The sequence below is a fragment of the Leptospira mayottensis 200901116 genome (assembly GCF_000306675.2).
GTDB lineage: Bacteria > Spirochaetota > Leptospiria > Leptospirales > Leptospiraceae > Leptospira > Leptospira mayottensis.
This window is the reverse complement of sequence record NZ_CP024871.1, coordinates 1,573,327-1,592,866: the sequence shown is the minus strand read 5'-3', so window position 1 is coordinate 1,592,866 and position 19,540 is coordinate 1,573,327. Positions and strand designations below refer to the sequence as shown.

Genomic DNA, 19,540 nt, shown 5'->3' with positions numbered 1-19,540 from the left:
TTATGCTTTAAATAGTATCATTTGCGCTTCCAAAATGAATCGCTGTAACCATTTAGAGTACCAAAAGGTGTAAGAGATGCCTCTATATTTGTAAGCTTGAAATGATTGAGATTCTTTTGATAATCTTTTAGCGTTGTCGCCTTTAATACCCCATGTTGGCCTTTTTTGGCGGCCTCCTCCTTTCCCTCCATTGATTGTTGTAAAAAAACAGCATTAGCAGATTCATTTACAATGCTTAGATAATTGGAAACAATGTCAGGCTCCATTTCTTGAAAGCTGGCAGCGTTCCAAAACAAATCGATTTTCATATTCTTTAAAATTGGAAACTTCCAATTCCCAAAAAAATAAATTTTTCCTTTTTTCGAAAAATCAATTGTTTCCATATCCAACGTTTCTTTAAAAGTCACCACATCCTTAGGGAAGACAGAAGACAAATAACTCTCTGAAACATAAAGCTGAGGCGGAATATCAAATAATAAAAAAATAACATCCGGATATAACTTTTTCAAAACCTCAACTTGTTTACCGGAACCACATCCTAATTCTGCAATGACTTTAACTTTTGAGAGGTTTAGATTTTTCTGACAAAATAAATAACGAAGATAATAGTATAAAATAGTTAAAGTATAATTTTTGCCACTTACGACAAACACATCTTCCGGGTTTCCAATTAAAGAAGCTGAGAAAGAATTGAGAGGTTTTGCTTTCGAGGATTTTGCGAGTAAATCCACTCTTTCATATAAAATCTCCTTTAATTCCATAAAGTTAATATTATATGGTGGTATGATCGGAAAATGCTGATTGAGTTTCTTATTTAAGAAAGAAATAACTGAATCCCAAAAAGGAAGCGATCTCACATACCGATTATTAAAATATTTATTACTTTTTAGATCGATTTGGCCATATTTAAAATCTAAATCTGTTGCTCCAAATGTTTCTAAAATTGAGTATTTCCTTTTACGAAAATCTTTCAGGCCAATTTTATTTAGCTCTTTGATAAAAACTTGCTGATGCAAATACCAATAATTAGTCGGTTTATAGATATCAGGAGCTTTTTCTAACTCGTCTAACATTAGCTTTAGGATTTCAGGTCTATCAGTAATTTGCATTTTCACCTACATAACGATTATAATTGATTCTTTATTTAAAATTCTATGATCGAATCCGCATACTTTAATGTTTCTTTTCTATGAGTCACATAAATCAATCCAATCTGTCCCTTAAGCTTGGCCAAATTTTCCATAAATTGCTGCTCTGTAGACGCATCCAACGCAGAAGTAGGTTCGTCCATTAAGATAAAATCAAATTTACCAAGTAGAACTCTTGCAATTGAAATCCTTTGTTTTTGGCCACCAGATAAATTCGCACCACTTTGAAACAACTCTTCATGAATATTGCGCGTCGAAATGAATTCTTTCGTCTGTGACAATACTAAAGCATCGTCCAATTCCTTTTCGGAAACGTTTCTATCAATACCCCATATTAAGTTCTCGTAAATAGATCCATTTAGAATTAAATTCTCCTGAGTGAGATACCCAAGTCTCTTGTGAATTTCTTTAATGTCATAAGATTCTAATGGAGCCTGATTTATTTTAACTTTACCAGAAAGTGGCTTTAAAATTCCGCTGATTAAATCCAATAGAGTCGATTTACCTGCACCGGTCTGACCAGTAATTGCATAAAACTTCCCTTTTTCAAATTCAAAGCTAAAATTCTTAAGAAGGAGATTCTCCGAACTATATCCAAACCTAACATTATCTAATAAAATATTCTTAATTTCATTTTTTTCCAAAGAAATAGACGAAGTAGGTTTAACTCCGTACTCAGAAGCAGAAATAGTATCCAACATTGAATCAATTGCAATTCTAGAAACAGATGAGTGAACAGCCCTATTTATGTTATCGGTAAGTAGCTTTACTTCTGGCAAGGTGCGTATTAAGATCGCAAAAATTACGGTCAAATTTTCTAAGGGTGTATGAAATATCACAACACTTAAATAAATAATAAACGCAAAAGTGATAACAATCAAAACCTCTGAAAATCTAGCCGTGAAATCCGAAAGAACCATTGATTTAAAATAAAACTTAGGAAGAGAAACAATATATCGATCCAAATAAGAAAGAACCTTATTTTCATTGGAACTTGTTTTAATGTATTTGAAGGCTTTTGCTATTTCTATTAAATTAGAATTGTATAAAGAAAACTCTTTTACATTTTTCTGACCTAATGCCATTATAATTTTATAGAATGGAAAGAATATGAAAGAATTTAAAGCTACAAGCCCAACGGTTACAGAAATCACTCTCCAATCCACTAAAAATGAAAACAATAGAAAAAAGATAAGATTAATCAAGTTAGCCAAAATCATAAAATCATATTTTATTAGAATTTTATAATTTTCTATTTCACGAGCTCCGATGCTTACAAATTCTCCGTGATTTAGTTTCGAAAGAGCGCCCCAAGAAGAATTTAAAACTTTTTGAAAAAAATCTCTTCGTAACTTTATATCTAATTTTCTTAAAAAATTATGTTGATAGTATTGAGCCAAAAGTAGAAATGCAGAGGAAAAAATTACGGAGATTACAATTCCTAAGATTACATTAGTTAGATTAAATTGAATGTCAAAAAGAGTAAAAATTGACTCTATCTTATTGAGTATCGGATTTTGCTCTTTACTTTGAGAATGGTTTAAAGCCATCATCGTAGCCGGATATATAAGACCAAACCCTATTAATTGAACACTTCCAGAAAGTAATATTCCCAACAAAAAGATAAACGAGCTTATCGGATGCTTTTTAATAAGGTAGAAAAATTCTAATAAAATCTGTATATAATTCGCTTTTTGAATCATTTCTATCTTTTAAAATATCCGAATACTTTTTTAATTCCATTTACAACATCCTCAATATCTTGTGTTGACATACCTGTAGACAATGGAATCGAAAAGATCCTCTTGGAGATCATTTCACAATTAGGAAAATCACTTGGGACGAAGCCATATTTCTCCTTATAAAACTGTTGCTCATAAATAGCTCGATAATGGGTCGCCACACCAATATTTTCTTGGATCAAGGCGGTCATGATTTCTTCTCTACTTCCCTTTAGAATTTCCGGATTAATCAAGATTGGAAAAATATGCCAAGTGCATAGGTCTCCTTCATTTTGTTCAATCAATGCATGAGGCAATTCAAGACCACTTTCGTCAGCCAAATGCTCAAAGTAAGTCTCTGCGATCGCTTTTCTTTTTTTAGTAAAAATTTCTAATTTTTTTAACTGTTCAATCGCCATTGCAGCATTCATATCAGGCATATTATATTTATATCCTGGAACGACTATATCATAATGAATTTGCGAATTTTTTGAATAACGCTGCCAAGCACCTCTACTCATTCCATGGAGTCCGTAAATACGAATTTTATCCGCAAGCTCATCACTATTCGTGGTCAAGACTCCTCCTTCTCCTGCAGCAATATTTTTCGTCACATACAAACTAAATGAAGTAAGATTTTGACCATCTCCGATCAAAGTTCCCTTATATTTTGCACCAATTGCATGCGCTGCATCTTCAATTACTACTAAGTTATATTCTTTTGCAATCGCGTTAATTTCATCCATTTGACAGGGAGAACCTGCATAATGAACCGGCATGATAGCTTTAGTCTTCGGTGTAATTTTGGATCTTATAGATTGAGGATCAATATGAAAACTTTTAGGTAATAAATCTGCCAAAATCGGTTTAGCACCTACATGTTCTATCACATTTACTGTTGCACCAAAGGTCATAGGGGTTGTGATTACTTCATCGCCCGGACCTATATTATGAGCAATTAAACTAAGATGAAGCAAAGCAGTACAACTATTTGCAGCTACAGCATGTTTTGCACCGGTGTAATTCTTAATATTAGCCTCAAATTTTTGTACATTCGGTCCTGTACTGAGCCAGCCAGTTTTTATACAATTGACGACCGCCTGAATTTCTTCATCTCCAATATCGGGAGCACCATATACTAAAAAAGATTCTCGAACGGGTTGCCCACCGTGAATGGCAAGTTTAGACATTTGTTTATTCCTTAAATATATATTTACGGCTTTCAAAACCGCAGTTAAATAAAAGATCTAATATACTAACATTACCGACAAAATCACCATATAACTGAGGATAATTCGGATAATCATATTCCTGGTAGAGTAAAGAAATTCCATCCTTTTCAAAATTTTCAGGAACGATATAGCTTTTGGCACTAGGTCCAGAAATATAAGTCGTAATTCCTACTTCTTTACAAATACTGATCAATTTTTCTTGTCGAGTTCCTTCATTAGCAATTTGTGAAGCACGAATAAATTTTGTATTTAGCTCCAAATATCTTGCAATCCACTCAATAGATAGAATATCTAAGTCAGAAAGATTACTTAACTTCCCTGAATAAAGTATTTCCAATAGCTCATCAAATTTTTTTAAAAAAAGTGTCTTTGAATAATTGCGTGTAATTGCATTTAGATGTTTTTCATACCATTTCGAAGAGTTATCGATTTCTACCTCGTGAATCAGTTGTCCGAATTTGCTCGTTTGAAATACTGGAATTGTCAACCACTGAAGGCCCGTTTGTGTTTTTATTTGATTCCGATTTCTCCAATCTCTGGTTGTATATTGAACGTCGTCTAAAAATACGAAAACGTCTGCTTTACCGATCAACTCAAAATAACCTCTCCAAGGGATATAATTTGGTTGGAGTATAACACCGATCATTTGTTTACCACTGATTCTATTATATTAATTACTCTACTCAAACCTAACCCATCAACTAATCTAATCCCTGCTAGGCTATATTGCTTCCTTTTTCTCGAATCTTTGATCAATTCTTCTAATGAAGATTGAATATCTTTATCTTCTATTTCATCAAAAACCCCAAGTAACCTAAACATCTCTGAATTTCCAATTGCTTGAGCAGTCTCTTTCTGATGATTATATTGGCAAATCACAATGCACGGAATTCCTTCTGACAAACTTTGAAAAAAAGTCAGCCCGCCTGCAACAACTGCGATATCTGATCCAGCCAGAATTTCGTTAAAATTCTTTGGATTCTCAAAAAGTCGAACACGAGAATCTTTTTCTATAAGTTCCAGAATATCTTCTTTTGGAAAAGAGGAACCTATCACTAAATTGATTTTAAATTCACCCGCAACTTTCGATAAGATTTGAAGAACTCGTTTAGAAATTTTTCCATAATCGTATCCCCCGAAGGATAAAAATATTTCCTCGACATTTTTTTTTTTTGTGAATCTAAATGGATTTGGAATAACCATGTAATTCAAACCATCGTATTTCCCTCTTCCATCAATGAGCACAGGATTGATTGGAAAATGAGACAATAGTTTTGATTCGTCAAAATGATCAAAGGTCAAAATCGGAATCTTTTTAAAAGTAAACGGTTCCAAAATAGATTTAGAGTATTCGTATAAATCTATTACCGCAAAGACAGGATTAATCTGATTCAATAAGAAATCGATTCGATTATCCTGAGTCAAATAGAGATCATATCCACGATTTCGAATTTCCTGATGGCCTGGACGAAAATCTTCCTCATCTTGAGATATAAAAACAATTTTAAATCTATTTTTTAATTGGTCCGCTATCAAGCAAGATCTATAAATATGCCCCATTGCTATATCTGGTCGAATCCCTCCATCCACCCGAAATGCAATTATCATTTTTACTTTCTTCTAAGACTATCTCTATATTCTATTTCTTCTTGCTCAGAAGTTTGGGGTTCTAACTTTCCATGCCCAAGAATTTTACGAATACGCTCTGCCTCTGTCACTAATTTAGCAAGTTCCTTAGGCTCTGCAGAGATTTCCCAATCAATTCCCTGTAGAGTTCGATCTACAGTATAATGTTTTTCAATAATCTCTGCACCACTTGCAACTGCAAGCAAAGGTACTTCAATTCCCTTACTATGATCCGAGTATCCAATCGGAAATTCGTATTTAGATTTTAAAGTCTGAATAGCGGATAAATTTGCATCTACTTCATTCATTGGGTAAGAGGATACACAATGCAATAGAATAAAAGGAGATTTCTTTTTCTTAAAAATAGATACTGCTGTCTCTATTTCAGAAGCAGACGCAGTTCCACGAGAAAGGATCACAATCAAACCTGAATCGGCAGCAGCTTCTAGTAATGTTATATTACAAATATCGCAAGAAGCAATCTTTAAAATTTCAACCCCGATTTCTTTGAGCATATTTAAATTTGGAACATCAAATGGCGTAGCAAAAAAAAGTATATTTCTCTTTTGAGATCTTTCTTTTAATAATAAAAATTCTTTTTTTCCAAATTCAGCCGGCTTGACCAAATTTACAGCTTCTTTATTTTCACCAAATCGTTCCTCGCTGTTGTAAGCTTGAAATTTGATCGCATTGGCCTTTGCATCTGCCGCCTCATCAATCATTCGTAAGGCAAGATTTAAATCTCCGCCATGATTCAAACCAGCTTCCGCTATAATAAAAATAGGGTTACTACCGCCTATTTTAATATTTCCTAAAGTAATTTCTTGACTCATATAAAATTTCCTTTAACTAAAAATCTGTTCTACTTGCTGATATGTATCTAACTCAAAAACAACTTCAAGACTCTTCATCTGCGCTTCCAATTGTTCTTGCGTTCTGGCGCCTAAGACAACTGACGTTACTGAATCTATACCTAAAACCCAAGCGATAGAAACAGCCGATGCAGTATGCCCTAGTCTTTTTGCAAATTCAGAAAGCATAGCTACTTTCTCAACGTTTCTCTTCAAACTTTCACCTGAAAAATCTTCATTCCCAGAGCGATTGTCATCAGAAGAAAATTGACTATCAAATTTAAACTTTCCCGTAAGAAGTCCTTTTGACAAAGGACTATAAGCCAAAAATCCTAAATTATTTTCTTTTGCGAATTTCAGATTCGTCAACTTGGCTTCTCTGTGAATTAAACTCAGCTCGTCCTGCAAGCAGGCAACTTGCATCATCGAATTAAACTGAGCAACGGTTTCTTTTGGAAAATTAGAAAGGCCAATATAACGAATTTTACCTTGAGCTTTTAATAGCTGCAACGCTTCTATCGTTTCTTCTATATCTGTATTTACATCTGGTTCATGCAAATAATATAAATCAATCTTGTCTAATTTAAGCCTTTGCAAACTTCTTTCCGCCGCTTCGATAAGATGTCTTTTAGATAAATCGATCTTTCTTGTGCCATCCAGATTCCAAACGACCCCTGCCTTTGTACCAATTACTAAACTTTCTTTTCTGCCTTTCGTCAATCGAGAGACAAATTCCTCTGACTGCCCCTTTCCATAGGCATCAGCTGTATCGATAAAATTAATTCCAAGATCGAGGGCGGATAAAAAAGTTTTCTCACTTTCTAAATTGTCTACATAACCCCATCGAAGTCCTCCAAATAACCAAGTTCCGATGCTCAATCGAGAAACTTTAAGATCAGTTTCAGGGAGAGTGACATAATCCTTCTCCTCAATCCCCAATTGTAAATCCCCCATCGACGAGAAGGTTCTGTCCTGTTACATATTCCGATAAAGAAGAAGTTAAAAAGAAAACACCACCTACGAGATCAGACGGATTGCCCATTCTACCAAGAGGTGTTTTATATATATAATTTTGAATAAAATCAGAACTCTGATTTGCAAAAATTCCCCCAGGGCTGATGCAATTGACTCTGATCCCATAAGGAGCAGCATATTTTGCCAAGTATTTCGTAAAATGTATGATCCCAGCTTTTGTCATTGCATACACTTCAGGACTATTTCTTCCGGAGTCTCCATAGATTCTCATATCTGCAATCGAAACACCATAGATAGATCCGAAGTTCAAAATGATTCCTTTCTTCCCTTTTTCTTTCCAAAGACGGAAAGTATATTGAGAGAGTAAAAAAGTCCCGTTCAAATTTACATGCACGACTTCGTTAAATTCTTCGTCCGTTCTATCCTCAAAAGGGGTAAATACAGAGATCCCGGCACAATTGATTAAGATGTCCGGAATTTTATTTTGATTTACTAAGGATAAAAAAATCTCTTTTATTTCTTTACGATTCGTTATGTCTGCTTGAATCCATTCGAACCGATTTGATTTATAATCTACTGAAGGCTGTTCTGGATCTAAGCAGATAACACGAGCAGATACGCTCAAATATGACTCTACCAGTTCTGACCCTATCTGCCCACTTCCACCCGTAATTAAAACAAGTTTATCTTGAAATTCATCAGAGAAATTTTTCAAAATCATGATTTTGTAATTCCTTCTAATATATTGAAATGTTCTTCTGCATACATTCTATCTTTTTTGTCCCAGGGCATTAAATGATAATCATTTAAAGTCTTAAACATTTTCGGTTTCAGATGTTGCAACACATTGTAACAAGATCTAGCATAGTCTTTAAATCTAGAGAGATTAAAAGATTGATTATTTTTTTTCTTATCTCGAATCAAAGTATCGATTCGTTTTGCCAATATCCAAGAGGAAGGCTCATCTTTCGGATAGCCATAATAGTCAGAAAGCAGTTTTTTTAATTTAGCTGAATTATCAAGAGAAGTTTTCAAGGGAAGCTTACCCAGATACGCCTTTTTTGCAAGCTCAACAAGCTCTTCAATCGATTTAGGCTTATACGTATAATTGTATAACTCACCGCGAACATCCGTTAGCTCTTTTCTAGGCTGGTGAAATTCCAATCGATCTTCAATGACACCTTGGACGCAAATATAAGGAACCCCGCTAATTATCGACTCTATCACGGAACTAGAATAACAAAACACATTTCCATTTTTACTTTGAAGCCATTTCGCAAATGGAGTATCTTTATCTAATTCTAAATAAGACTTATACTTATTTTTAAAATACTTAATATCATTAAAATTCTCTAAAGTATAAGGCCTCAAATATACAGGTAACTTCAAATCAAAACACCATATATCCAAAAACTCCAGATACAATCTCGCAAAAGTCGCCGAAGTCCAAAGAATATCTTCATAGCCTCCCTTTTTTCCGTAAATAACTCCCCCTAAACCTCGACCTTGATCCAATAATTGAAATACATTTCTATTATCAAAGGTCGTAATTCCGGTAAAAGAACTCATCATCCCCAATCCTTGAGATTCCTTCCGATCTTTATTAAGATAAAAGTCATAACGAGGACAACCAATCGATTCTACATTTTCTGATTTATAAAGTTTCGCCTCTATAATCCAATCCTGTAGCAAAGTTCCCCAAGTAAAAACTTTACTGATATTTTTACTATAAGAATCACCAATGGAAATCCCACCCCCTCGCATGTGATCGATCATTGCATGTTTAAGCATTCCAGAACTTTCAGGGTGAAGGAGTATAAAAGTAGTATATTTAGCCGTCTCCTGCATCTCCTTAGGATCAAGGAATCCATTTGGGTGAGTCAAAAGAACCAATTCAGGTCTAAACACATAATACAGTGATCTTGAGGTCAATCGACTACCTAAAATCACATTATAACCTAATTTTCTAAGATAAAACGCAATTAAAAAGCTCGAACTGGAATCTCTTCTTTTGTGATCGCAATGAATCAAAACCGTCTTAGATGAAAATGAATTGAAAACTAAATTATGCATCATTCTGTATATGCCTTATGGTAAACTGTTTGGTTTTTAATGATAGATGGATTTTTTTCAATAATTCGAATAATATCCGAATATTCAAAATCTTTTAATGAAAAAAAGGATAATACTGATTTCAATGTTTCATAATCATCGTTGGTATCTATAGTCAAACGATACATGGAATCATTTCTAATGTTTGGATATTCAAAAAACTTAAACTCCCTGGTATTTTCCTCTACGTAGGGAACAATATGTTCCCTTTCGTAAGGGAGACGGCAAATCGAATCCAGCTTTTTTAATAATGATAAGGTGAATATTTCAATATCCATCCCTCTTGCAAATGTTCTTTGAAAGCAGTTCGTAAGAAATTCAATTCGTCCTTGATTATATAAGAAAAGGTCTACCATTAAATCTAAAATTTTCGAATCAATGAGAGGACAATCCCCTGTCAATCGAACGATAATATCTACATTGTGTAGCTTGGCTGCCTTCAAATACCTTTGAATCAAATCGCTCGTTGATCCACGAAAAACGCTCACTCCATTTTTCTTGGCGATTTCTTCCGTTGTATCATCGATGCTTTCTTCTGTAGTAAGAACGACTATATTTTCCTGAAATTTAGAAAACTTAAGACGCTCTAACATAAAACCCAGAATCGTGGTATCACCAAATGGAAGTGAAATTTTACCTGGCAGTCTTGTAGACCCCATTCTTGCTTGAATTAAAATACCTATTTTCAATGCAGCTTCTTTAAATATTTGTAATTTTCCAAAAGATCCAAGAAAAAAATTAACCCATCGAATAAAGCGTTATTACTTTTATAATGGTAATCCATTAACCATGAAATTTCATTTATTTCGTAACCTAAGGTCAGATAATTGATAGATAATTCGCATTTAGCAAAGTATAATGGATCGGCGGATTGAAAACTTAAAAGACGATCTTTTTCCTCGTTAGAAATAATGGTAAATAATTGATTTCGATAAAGTGGCCCTAAATACGTTTTTTCAAATTTGGGTTTCTCATCGAATGATTTTTCTTGAAGCGAAATCCCAAAGCTTCTCAAATACAATTGATCCATCAATTGAAAGAGTTGAGTTCTTTCTTTCGAATTTTGAATTTCAGCTTTTCTTTCAAAAAGATTCAAAAAATGGCAAATCATGAAACTATCTTTTTTTAGATGTGGCTTTTCAAAAGATTGAATTTTTTCATTCAAATAGCGAACCAAATCTTTTTGAATGGAAGCATAATTCAAAAGTATGGATCGTTCTTTGTCTTGATTTAAAGACTTCGCAAAATCAGAAATAGCATGAATCACAGTAGAAAAAAATAAATTTAAAGTATCTTTCGAAATTTTGTCCGGAGTATCTTCCGGTCTATGATAAAAACGATCCGGGTAAGTATTCAAACACGTCGATGGGATCGCGACCGTCGAATCATTTAAAATATAATGATCACTTCCACCTGTATAAAAAACTTTTTGAGTTCTCGCCCATAGTATTGGCTCCCCAACCATTCTATAACTTCCAGCATGCGCGAGCCTTTGCATATGATCATATAAAAATAAATCCAAGTTACTTGTTAGGTGATGCGGAATTTCATCCACAATCATCGTGGATCCCGCCAAATTTTGGTCTCCTCCAACCATATCCAAAGAAACACCGGCAATACAATTCTTTCTTACATCTAAAAACTTTGAAAAATAAGCAACGGTCCCCCAATATTCAACGGTAAAAAGAAATCGAAGCGAAAGTTCTGGTTTATTTTGAGCAAAATACCGAATCAATTCGATAAACATCGCTGGCCCAGAAGCATTATCATTGGCAGAAGGTTTAGGATGGCATAAATGGGTGATAAAAAAAATTTCCTTTTCATCTTCACCCGAAACAACAACCTCCAGCAATTTTAAATTTCTATTCCTATCAAATTTAACCTGGGTATTTTTTCGACCATCCTTCCAATGCGATGTACCGAGCGGAAGATTCCAATTCCAATAAGTTGCTTCTCCAGGAAAATCAAGAATTTTATACTGGCAATCCATAGATTTAATTTGTGTAAGAACATAATCTAACGATAAATCGTATTCTTTAGATCCAGGCAACCTATCAAATTCACAAAGTGCTACTATGTGTTTATATATTCTATTTATATATTGGAAATTCATTTTAATTAGATATCTTCTTAGACTTAGAGTCTGTCCCAAAACTCAAAACGATCACACCGATCCCCAGAGATTCTGATAAAATCGAATGGTTTTGGGACGGACTCTTAGATAAATTATTTAGAAAAATCATTATTTTATCATACATTTTTACTTACTTTAAAAAACGAATCAAAAGTAATTCATGCAGCTTAACGCTGTTATGATACAAGGTAGCAAGTCTTTTGAGACAGGCTATAACTAAAACTGTTCAAAATTGGCCACTCAGGAAAAATCATGGGTCAATCGCTAAAATGAAAGAAACTAGAGATACGAAAGAATTGGAAGTTTTTAAAGCCTCTTGCATTGGATTTGATTCTTTGAATTATAGAATTAACACTTCTCAAACCAACGTTGGCAGTTCGATGAGAGTAAGTAAGAACAAACTTTAAATTTTCCTTAATCATTTTTGCAATCCTAATGATCGGTTTTAACTTAGAATGAGTAGCTAAAGAAATACCAGTGTTTGAAAAACTTTTTGGCATTGCCTCTGTAACGGAAAGATCAGAATTTCTGAAAGGCTTCTTTGATCTACTACTCTCTGCCTACTTTGAAAAGATTTACGTTTAGGAAACTGAAATTTCCTTTTGTTTTTTAAAATAGTTCTTTTGATTCTTAAGCCATAGACATTTGACTTTCAAAGGAGCTTTATCTCTCTTCTAAAAAGAACACGATCTCTCCCAGCTATGACCAATGCCCCATTCAAATATTTCAATATACAAAACTTGTCATAGACAATGTCCACATTCGGAAGTTTTTTCTATATTGTCTTTAAAACAGAATTCATACCAGCCGCAACGACCGCTTAATCTTACGACTCCAGGGAAGGAGATAATTCGTTTAAGACTTCTTTAGATTCCCCTCCATCATTTACAGCCTGGTGCTCTAATTCATACGGTAACGTATTTCTAAGTTTTCGTTTGGGTTCACTTGAATTATTACGCATTAGTTATGTTCTGTTTTTTCAATGACGAAATTTAATTCAGATTCAACTGCTTCCTCTTCTTGCAATCTTTTGTGAAGTAGCCTTTCCCCATGAACTTCCCTTAAGAGTCTCAAAATTTTAGTAAAAAACTATCAGTTTTGTTTTAGAAAATAATAAAGTGCATTAAAAATTTAAAATTTTTAATGCACTATAAATAAAAAATTAAATTAACACTAACCAGAGCTAATGAAAAATTTTATTAAGTTTAAAATTCTCTGGAAATTGAAGCTTTAAGATGCGATTTAAACGGACTTTGTTGATAAAAATAGCTAATTGGTTTATTTTTAAATATAAGATTAGGTGAAATCCCAAATACAATAGAATTATCAGGAACTTCTTGATCCTTAACTATTGAACCAGAGGAAATAATCACATTGTTACCAATTTTGGATGAACCAATTACACTTGAATTCGCACACAACCAGACAAAATCTCCTATGACAGGACTTTTTCCTCCATTTTCTCCAACATTGCAGTTTTGTTGAAAGATAAAGTAATTACCAAATAAAGCTCGTCCAATTACGCTGCCAACAGGGTGAATACAAGCGAAAACTTGAGGAAGTTCAACTTTATAAAAAAGATCAAATGAATTTAACATTTTATTTAAACAATAAACTTTGTCAGCAAGAACTATATTATTATATTCCTTCCATAATGTTTGCCCAAGAAAATAAAGAAATGTCGCATACTGATCTGAATGAAAAGGACTAAATATTAAGTCTCTTGACTCAGTCCAATAATACTTTTTTACATTTTCCTTAAAACATAGCTCAGATCTGATTAAGGCAGGGGCCACAGCTTGTTTTAAAATATCTTCTTCTATAATATCGCAAAGAAAATTGTTAGAAATTTGACTGATTAAAAGATTCGTTAATGTATTTTCACCAATAGATATAATCATTTTTCAAAAATTGCAACAGTACGTTTTCTTCCTGCTAAAGTTTCTATTGAAACATTAGTTCGAGAAAATAAAGACTGTGATCCAAGTTTTTCAAATTCTTCTGGAGTAAACGGAAAATATTCATAGCTAACTGCGTCAGTGGAAATCTCTTGTACACCTCCTACTACTTCGTGGAGAGCACATTCAATCAAGGCTTTTCCATTAGGTTTAAGTATTCTATGCATTTCATTCAAAGAACTTATCTGATCTTCAAAAATAGTCATAAAATTAAAGCTAGACCAGACACAGAAACTAAAATGAAAACTCTCTTTTGAAAATGGTAAATTTTTCATGCTACCAACTACAAATGGATCGGACTTGATACCGCTTTTAGCACATAAAGTACGACCATAATCAATAACAATTTCTGAAATATCGATTCCTAAAACTGTATAACCAGCTTGAATTAAGGGTATCGTTAAACGCCCATGCCCACAACAAATATCAAGAAGCGTATCTCCCTCGTGAATATACTTCGCAATCAGAGTTAATAAATCCCTTGTATGATCCGGATTTGGTTTGAGCCATTGTCCTCCAAAATGTTCAAAGCATTTTTTAACAGCCATTTCATTATCCATCATTGTTACCCTATAATTTATGATTATATATCATTTTATACGAAATATACCGCCAAGGTATTATAATCGAGTTGTAGCTGAATTAAATTTTGATGGTTCAGAAAATTTCACGGTCCACATGAAACACGAAAAACAGAATCGGCGAAATTACTCTTAATCTCTCGAAATACATTCCATGTGATTCTATATCATTTCACTCGAACGAAAACATTTTCAATTAAGCTCATTTTCTACTGATTCTATAGTTCCTAACTTGTGGGCAAGATAATTTCACGATCCTTTTTCTTTTTCCGGTCGGTTATGGCCAGGTTCTTGACCATGTGCGTTTTTTTCTTGCCGAATAAAATGCTTTCTGCTTCTCGCGGTTTTAAGGTCTTCTGCGGCGGCATTCGGTTGCGTCAGTGACCCACATTTAGACCCGGAACAGCTTTCATAAATTCATGCTTGCTCTTAAAGAATTGTCTTGGAAGAGCCGCCCTATAGGTTTAATGTTCATCAGAGTCTCGATGAAAGTATGGGCCTGCTGATGGCATGCAAGGGAGCGAATCTATTCCAAAATTGGATCCCAGAACATTGAATATCGGGGAAGGGGTAAAATACGCAAAATCGCTTCTCACGAGTGGTGAGAAGCGATGATTTTTTCACTATGTCGTACCCTACATTCAAAAAGCTAAGGAGCTTTTAAAATTCCTTTACCCTCATTCCTATGTTAGCACTACAGTTTCGTGGATCACGCAATATCCCCCTCCCCTTGATACCAATCAATATTTCTACAAAAGGAGTATAAGGATTTTAATTCTGCTACAACTCTAATATTAAAAATTAGAAACCGTGTTCACCAGAGCAATTCCCTGTTTTCTGATTTACAGTAACTGAATACGCATAGTATACAGGTTTCGGGGTTGTTATAACCCACCAAATATACGATGGTATTTCATCTGATAAATTACCAATTTCATTGGCAAGTTCCTCTTTAATCGATAATCGGATCGCCACACCATAAGAAGTTCTCCATGTTCGACGCGCAATTTCTCCAGTGATGTCATAGAAAGTAACCTCTATTAAATCATTATCTTCAAGGTTTTCAGGTTCAGGCATACCACGATGTATAATACCTAACCATGAATCATAATGAGAACCAATAACAGATTGCCCCCATGTAAGCCCATTTCTTCCTGTCGGAACAAATTCTTCGGAGTTAACAAGAATTACATTAATAGAGGAAGGGAGCTTACTTTTACCATAAATTAATTGCTGACTAATACGAGTTGGAATGCGACCTGTATCGGAATAAGCTTTTACTGCAAAAGATCCTATTTCTCTAACAGAAAAGCCTAATACTTCTGCAAGCGATGTTACCGAAACATCGATCAACTCTGGTCCTGGAGATGTCAAAATGCCCACTTCTACTTCGCGTTGTTTTAAGCCATCGACTGACACTACTAATATAGAGATTCTTAAGGTAGATGGAGATGCAATTGGATAAAGACAAACTCGATTTTCTAATTCTTGAAAAAAAGGAAAAAATCGTAAAGAAAGATTGTTATCCCAATATTCATGCGTTTCAGAAGAATCATAGTAACTATGATTAGCACTAAAAGTATCGCAATCACTTAAGCATTTTCCAACCATTAATCGCCCATAAAAAAACACTTGAGAAGGTTGTTGAATTTTAAGAACTCCCTTTATATCAGCTGGAAGATTTGGAAATATCTCACGAATAACTATTCTTTGATTACCAAAGCGTTTTATTTTCAATGGATAAGTAATCGAATAAACATTAGTAGCAGTAAGTATTTGAAAAACAAGCTCACCTTCACATTCAAATTGACCTGCCGTAAATATGACAAATGTTGAGCTATTTTCATTTAAATCCAAATCAATTGAAGCCTCGCGAACAGGAACCTTATTAACCACATCTTCTTCAAAGATATCATTTAAGATACGATTATATGCATGGACCTGATTTAGAAAACCGGGCCCCCTATGCATAATCATAACGGCGGGGAAAGGGATAAATAGATTTGCACTTGAGAAAAACTCTACTAAATAAGTAGATACAGAAATATTTACCATTCCAGATAGGGTAAAAGTATAAACGCGAGGCTCATCGATTTGATACTGCCTTGATTCAATTCGACGCCCTTCAAGATCAATTGCCGTAATTCGGCATGCTACATATTTGTTGTTGCGTTTTATTAAAAAATGATTTAAAAAAGAAATTTCTGCTATAGACCCTGGAATTTCAGGAACCAATAATGAGGAGCGATGGACACTATTTAGAGTCGGTTCCAAGTGATAGCTTCTTCTTGTTGCTTCAACTTCCTTTCTTAGTTTCATTTCAGTTTTGCTCCTTGTTAGATAGAATATATTTTACTACTTTGCACAATGGATAATATTTTAAAAATAAATTTCGAAATCGAGTATTAACATTTTATCTCTTTATTATTTTGAATTAAAGCGAACTTATCAATTAATTTCTTAAAGTTCAGGCTAAATCACTGAAATCCTTATAAAATGAAATTTTAAAACTTGAATATACTCAGTGCACCTTGCAAAAAATAATCCCATAGTTGCGCCTTTCGCTCAGATCAAAGCGCGCAGGGGCTTATAACAATTCTATCCCGCATTTCACACTATGAATTTTTCGGGAGGCACACTAACACTTAAATGCGAAACACAATACCAAAATTCATTTAAAAATTGATTATACGAATTTCTTAAAATTAACAGTAATATTGAAAAAGATTGAATCTGATTTTGAAAATAATCAACTTTTTTCTATTCATATATTTGCAATACAACCTCATGAATTTTTGGCAAATATTTAGCATTTAACATGTATTAAAAGCTTTAACTTTAAAACGAAATTCTACAGTCTTATAACTAAGTAATCATCAAATATTACTCCATCAAGTTCTGATCTCTCCAACGTATGAAGAGCATCCTCCGGAGAGCATACAATCGGTTCCCCATGTAGATTAAAAGAAGTATTTAAAAGCGCTCCGACCCCGGTATATTTTTCAAATGCTTTAATTAAAGCGTAGTATCCAGGATTTCTTTCTTCTTTTAAAATTTGAGGGCGAACTGTAAAGTCCGCAGGATGAATTGCTGCCGCCAAATGCTTACGAGCTAGTTCTGTAGAATCAAAGGCAACAGTCATGAAAGGAGAATCGAAAGGAGAAATCAAATAATCCCCTGCCCTATAATCCAATAAAGATGGAGTAAACGGCATCCAAAAATCCCGACCTTTAATTTTTTGATTGATTTTTCGTAAATTATCATAATTGGAAGGATTGGCTAAAATTGAACGATTTCCAAGAGCTCTTTGTCCGAACTCCATTCTTCCTACGCATCGAGCCAAAATTTTATCTTCAGCCAAAAGCTTTGCTACCTCATCCACATTATAATATTCTACAACTTTAAATTTTTCCCTTGTCTTCAGTTTTGCAATTGAATGCTCAATTGTTGTTTTATCATATGACGGACCTAAATATATGCTTGTAAGAGAATCTGGATTTTTTGATCTATTAAGATCTTTATAATATTTGTAACAAGCTCCAATACATAAAGATCCGTCACCCGAAATAGGATTTACAAATACATTATCGACTTCTGGCAAATCTTTTAAGGCTTTCATTGCTTTGATATTTTGAGCGACTCCTCCACTAAAAACAATATCTCTAATTCCAGTTTCTTTAATATGGTATAAGATCCAAGCACTCAACCTATCTTCCAGATATCGCTGCAATGCACCTGCAATACCGTCAAATCGAAGACCTTGAAAAGCCTCTATAAAGTGAAAATAGCTGTCAGGAATTTTACGCCCCTTTACTAAATTTCCATTTTTTACATCCAACAAACCTTCAAACACAGGTAAAACTTTTTGAATTTCATACTCGGATGCATAAGGAGCAAGGCCCATTACTTTATATTCGTGTTGATTCGGCTTCATACCTAAAATTAAAGTAATATATCGATAATAATGTGCTAAATGATTTTCTTTCGTATGCGCAATTTCCGTCAAGCCACTGGAATCAGCAATACTTACAGTAGAATTTGAATAGTCACCTTCCCCTTCACAAGTAAACACGAGGGCCTTTTTTCGAATATTTGCTCCATAATAACCATAATAAGAATGACAATGCTCATGTGTGATAAAATGGATGATCTTTTCCGAAATTCCTAAATCGTTTTTTGTCTTATTAAATCGAACCTTACGAAACTTTTCTTGATCCACTCCATTAGATTCACTAAAAACACCTTCATAGTTGTAAGAAGTATCGTGTATATATTTAGGGTTTTCAGCAAATAGCTTAAAATAAGATGGATTTTCGCCTGCAAACTTCTTTTTCCAATATAAATTTTGTTCATCAACCCAATCTTTAATCGAAAATGTAGCTTCTCTTTTAATCCTTATATGAGCCGCAGGACTGTTATTTGTTGCAAGAACCACAGCATCAAGATCCTGTGGTTGAATTCCCGCAAAATCCAAACAAAAACGAATCGCTTGGGAAGGATAACCCATGTCAGACTTCAATCTGGAAAAACGTTCTTCAGCAGAGGATGCTATAATCTTTCCGTCAATCATCAAAGCGGCAGCAGCCTCATGCGTATCAGAAATTCCTAATATTTTCATAATACCTATCACCCATTTACTATTATTTATTACTCTATAACTTAATCTTTTTAAAAAAATCTTCTGCAAGTATCGCCATCTTGATATCATCATGATAGGCGCCATCGATATATATTTTTTGGCGACTTACACCTTCGTGTTGAAATTGATTATTTTCAAACATCTTTACGGCGTTAGGATTGAAAGTGCCTACCTCGATTCGATTTAAATTTAAACGGAGAAATCCATACTTAACAATAAGACCAACCGCTGACGTACCAAATCCTCTACCCCAGACAGATTTATCTCCAATTAAAATTCCGAGCTCAGCACATCGCGCCTGCCAATGAATCGATTTAAGGCAAATATTTCCAATATGAACTAGATCTTTTTTTCTTCTGATAGAAAATTGTACTTCATCCGAATGATTTGAGATTTCCCTTAAAAATTTTTCTAAAGATTCTTTTGTAATCGGAAAATATCGGCGATACGAATATCGATTGACTTCTTCGTCATTTAGCCAATTTAAGTAATGCTCCGAATAATCTTCTGCCGTCAGAGGACTAAGGGATACAAGATCTGATTCTAAGAAAACACTTTCCATA

Annotated in this window: 18 protein-coding genes; all 18 read right to left on the bottom strand. The window is 34.0% G+C overall.

The window, feature by feature from the left end:
• Positions 1-17: 17 nt before the first annotated feature.
• Complete coding sequence (locus LEP1GSC190_RS07080) at positions 18-1,073, bottom strand: putative sugar O-methyltransferase (RefSeq protein WP_004280480.1); 1,056 nt, start codon at positions 1,071-1,073, stop codon at positions 18-20.
• 71 nt (positions 1,074-1,144) lie between these two features.
• A complete protein-coding gene (locus LEP1GSC190_RS07075; protein WP_004280488.1) occupies positions 1,145-2,851 on the bottom strand; it encodes an ATP-binding cassette domain-containing protein in 1,707 nt (568 codons plus the stop codon).
• A 2-nt stretch (positions 2,852-2,853) separates the two neighbouring features.
• Complete coding sequence (locus LEP1GSC190_RS07070) at positions 2,854-4,059, bottom strand: DegT/DnrJ/EryC1/StrS family aminotransferase (RefSeq protein WP_004280909.1); 1,206 nt, start codon at positions 4,057-4,059, stop codon at positions 2,854-2,856.
• A gap of 4 nt (positions 4,060-4,063) precedes the next feature.
• Positions 4,064-4,747 carry a WbqC family protein gene (locus tag LEP1GSC190_RS07065; protein ID WP_004280684.1) on the bottom strand — a complete coding sequence of 228 codons (684 nt, stop codon included), beginning with the start codon at positions 4,745-4,747 and terminating at the stop codon, positions 4,064-4,066.
• The gene (locus LEP1GSC190_RS07060) at positions 4,744-5,709 is read right to left on the bottom strand and encodes a hypothetical protein (RefSeq protein WP_004280045.1); all 966 of its coding nucleotides are present in this window, start codon (positions 5,707-5,709) and stop codon (positions 4,744-4,746) included. The genes LEP1GSC190_RS07065 and LEP1GSC190_RS07060 overlap by 4 nt, the downstream gene beginning before the upstream one ends.
• Positions 5,710-5,711: 2 nt before the next feature.
• Positions 5,712-6,560 carry an N-acetylneuraminate synthase family protein gene (locus LEP1GSC190_RS07055; RefSeq protein ID WP_004280665.1) on the bottom strand — a complete coding sequence of 283 codons (849 nt, stop codon included), beginning with the start codon at positions 6,558-6,560 and terminating at the stop codon, positions 5,712-5,714.
• Between the two features lie 12 nt (positions 6,561-6,572).
• Positions 6,573-7,517, bottom strand: coding sequence for an aldo/keto reductase (locus tag LEP1GSC190_RS07050; protein WP_004280493.1), 945 nt, complete (start codon positions 7,515-7,517; stop codon positions 6,573-6,575).
• On the bottom strand, positions 7,507-8,274 hold the full coding sequence (locus LEP1GSC190_RS07045; protein WP_004280656.1) for an SDR family oxidoreductase: 768 nt from the start codon (positions 8,272-8,274) through the stop codon (positions 7,507-7,509). The genes LEP1GSC190_RS07050 and LEP1GSC190_RS07045 overlap by 11 nt, the downstream gene beginning before the upstream one ends.
• Entirely contained in the window at positions 8,271-9,626 is a 1,356-nt protein-coding gene (locus tag LEP1GSC190_RS07040; protein WP_174232288.1) for a glycosyltransferase family protein, read from the bottom strand. The genes LEP1GSC190_RS07045 and LEP1GSC190_RS07040 overlap by 4 nt, the downstream gene beginning before the upstream one ends.
• Positions 9,626-10,354: a cytidylyltransferase domain-containing protein gene (locus LEP1GSC190_RS07035; protein WP_004280422.1), complete on the bottom strand. Its 729-nt coding sequence runs from the start codon at positions 10,352-10,354 to the stop codon at positions 9,626-9,628. The genes LEP1GSC190_RS07040 and LEP1GSC190_RS07035 overlap by 1 nt, the downstream gene beginning before the upstream one ends.
• Positions 10,351-11,778, bottom strand: coding sequence for a DUF4910 domain-containing protein (locus LEP1GSC190_RS07030; protein WP_036047975.1), 1,428 nt, complete (start codon positions 11,776-11,778; stop codon positions 10,351-10,353). The genes LEP1GSC190_RS07035 and LEP1GSC190_RS07030 overlap by 4 nt, the downstream gene beginning before the upstream one ends.
• Before the next feature lie 278 nt (positions 11,779-12,056).
• Positions 12,057-12,299: a transposase gene (locus LEP1GSC190_RS21010; protein ID WP_081606727.1), complete on the bottom strand. Its 243-nt coding sequence runs from the start codon at positions 12,297-12,299 to the stop codon at positions 12,057-12,059.
• A 326-nt stretch (positions 12,300-12,625) separates the two neighbouring features.
• On the bottom strand, positions 12,626-12,760 hold the full coding sequence (locus tag LEP1GSC190_RS20575) for a hypothetical protein (RefSeq protein ID WP_272914456.1): 135 nt from the start codon (positions 12,758-12,760) through the stop codon (positions 12,626-12,628).
• Positions 12,761-13,004: 244 nt separating this feature from the next.
• Positions 13,005-13,700 carry an LbetaH domain-containing protein gene (locus tag LEP1GSC190_RS07020; protein WP_004280867.1) on the bottom strand — a complete coding sequence of 232 codons (696 nt, stop codon included), beginning with the start codon at positions 13,698-13,700 and terminating at the stop codon, positions 13,005-13,007.
• Positions 13,697-14,305 carry a class I SAM-dependent methyltransferase gene (locus LEP1GSC190_RS07015; protein ID WP_004280749.1) on the bottom strand — a complete coding sequence of 203 codons (609 nt, stop codon included), beginning with the start codon at positions 14,303-14,305 and terminating at the stop codon, positions 13,697-13,699. The genes LEP1GSC190_RS07020 and LEP1GSC190_RS07015 overlap by 4 nt, the downstream gene beginning before the upstream one ends.
• Before the next feature lie 834 nt (positions 14,306-15,139).
• The gene (locus LEP1GSC190_RS07010) at positions 15,140-16,657 is read right to left on the bottom strand and encodes a hypothetical protein (protein WP_004280040.1); all 1,518 of its coding nucleotides are present in this window, start codon (positions 16,655-16,657) and stop codon (positions 15,140-15,142) included.
• A gap of 532 nt (positions 16,658-17,189) precedes the next feature.
• Positions 17,190-18,956 carry a carbamoyltransferase C-terminal domain-containing protein gene (locus LEP1GSC190_RS07005; protein WP_004280126.1) on the bottom strand — a complete coding sequence of 589 codons (1,767 nt, stop codon included), beginning with the start codon at positions 18,954-18,956 and terminating at the stop codon, positions 17,190-17,192.
• Between the two features lie 34 nt (positions 18,957-18,990).
• The gene (locus tag LEP1GSC190_RS07000) at positions 18,991-19,539 is read right to left on the bottom strand and encodes a GNAT family N-acetyltransferase (protein ID WP_004280171.1); all 549 of its coding nucleotides are present in this window, start codon (positions 19,537-19,539) and stop codon (positions 18,991-18,993) included.
• Position 19,540 lies beyond the last annotated feature (1 nt).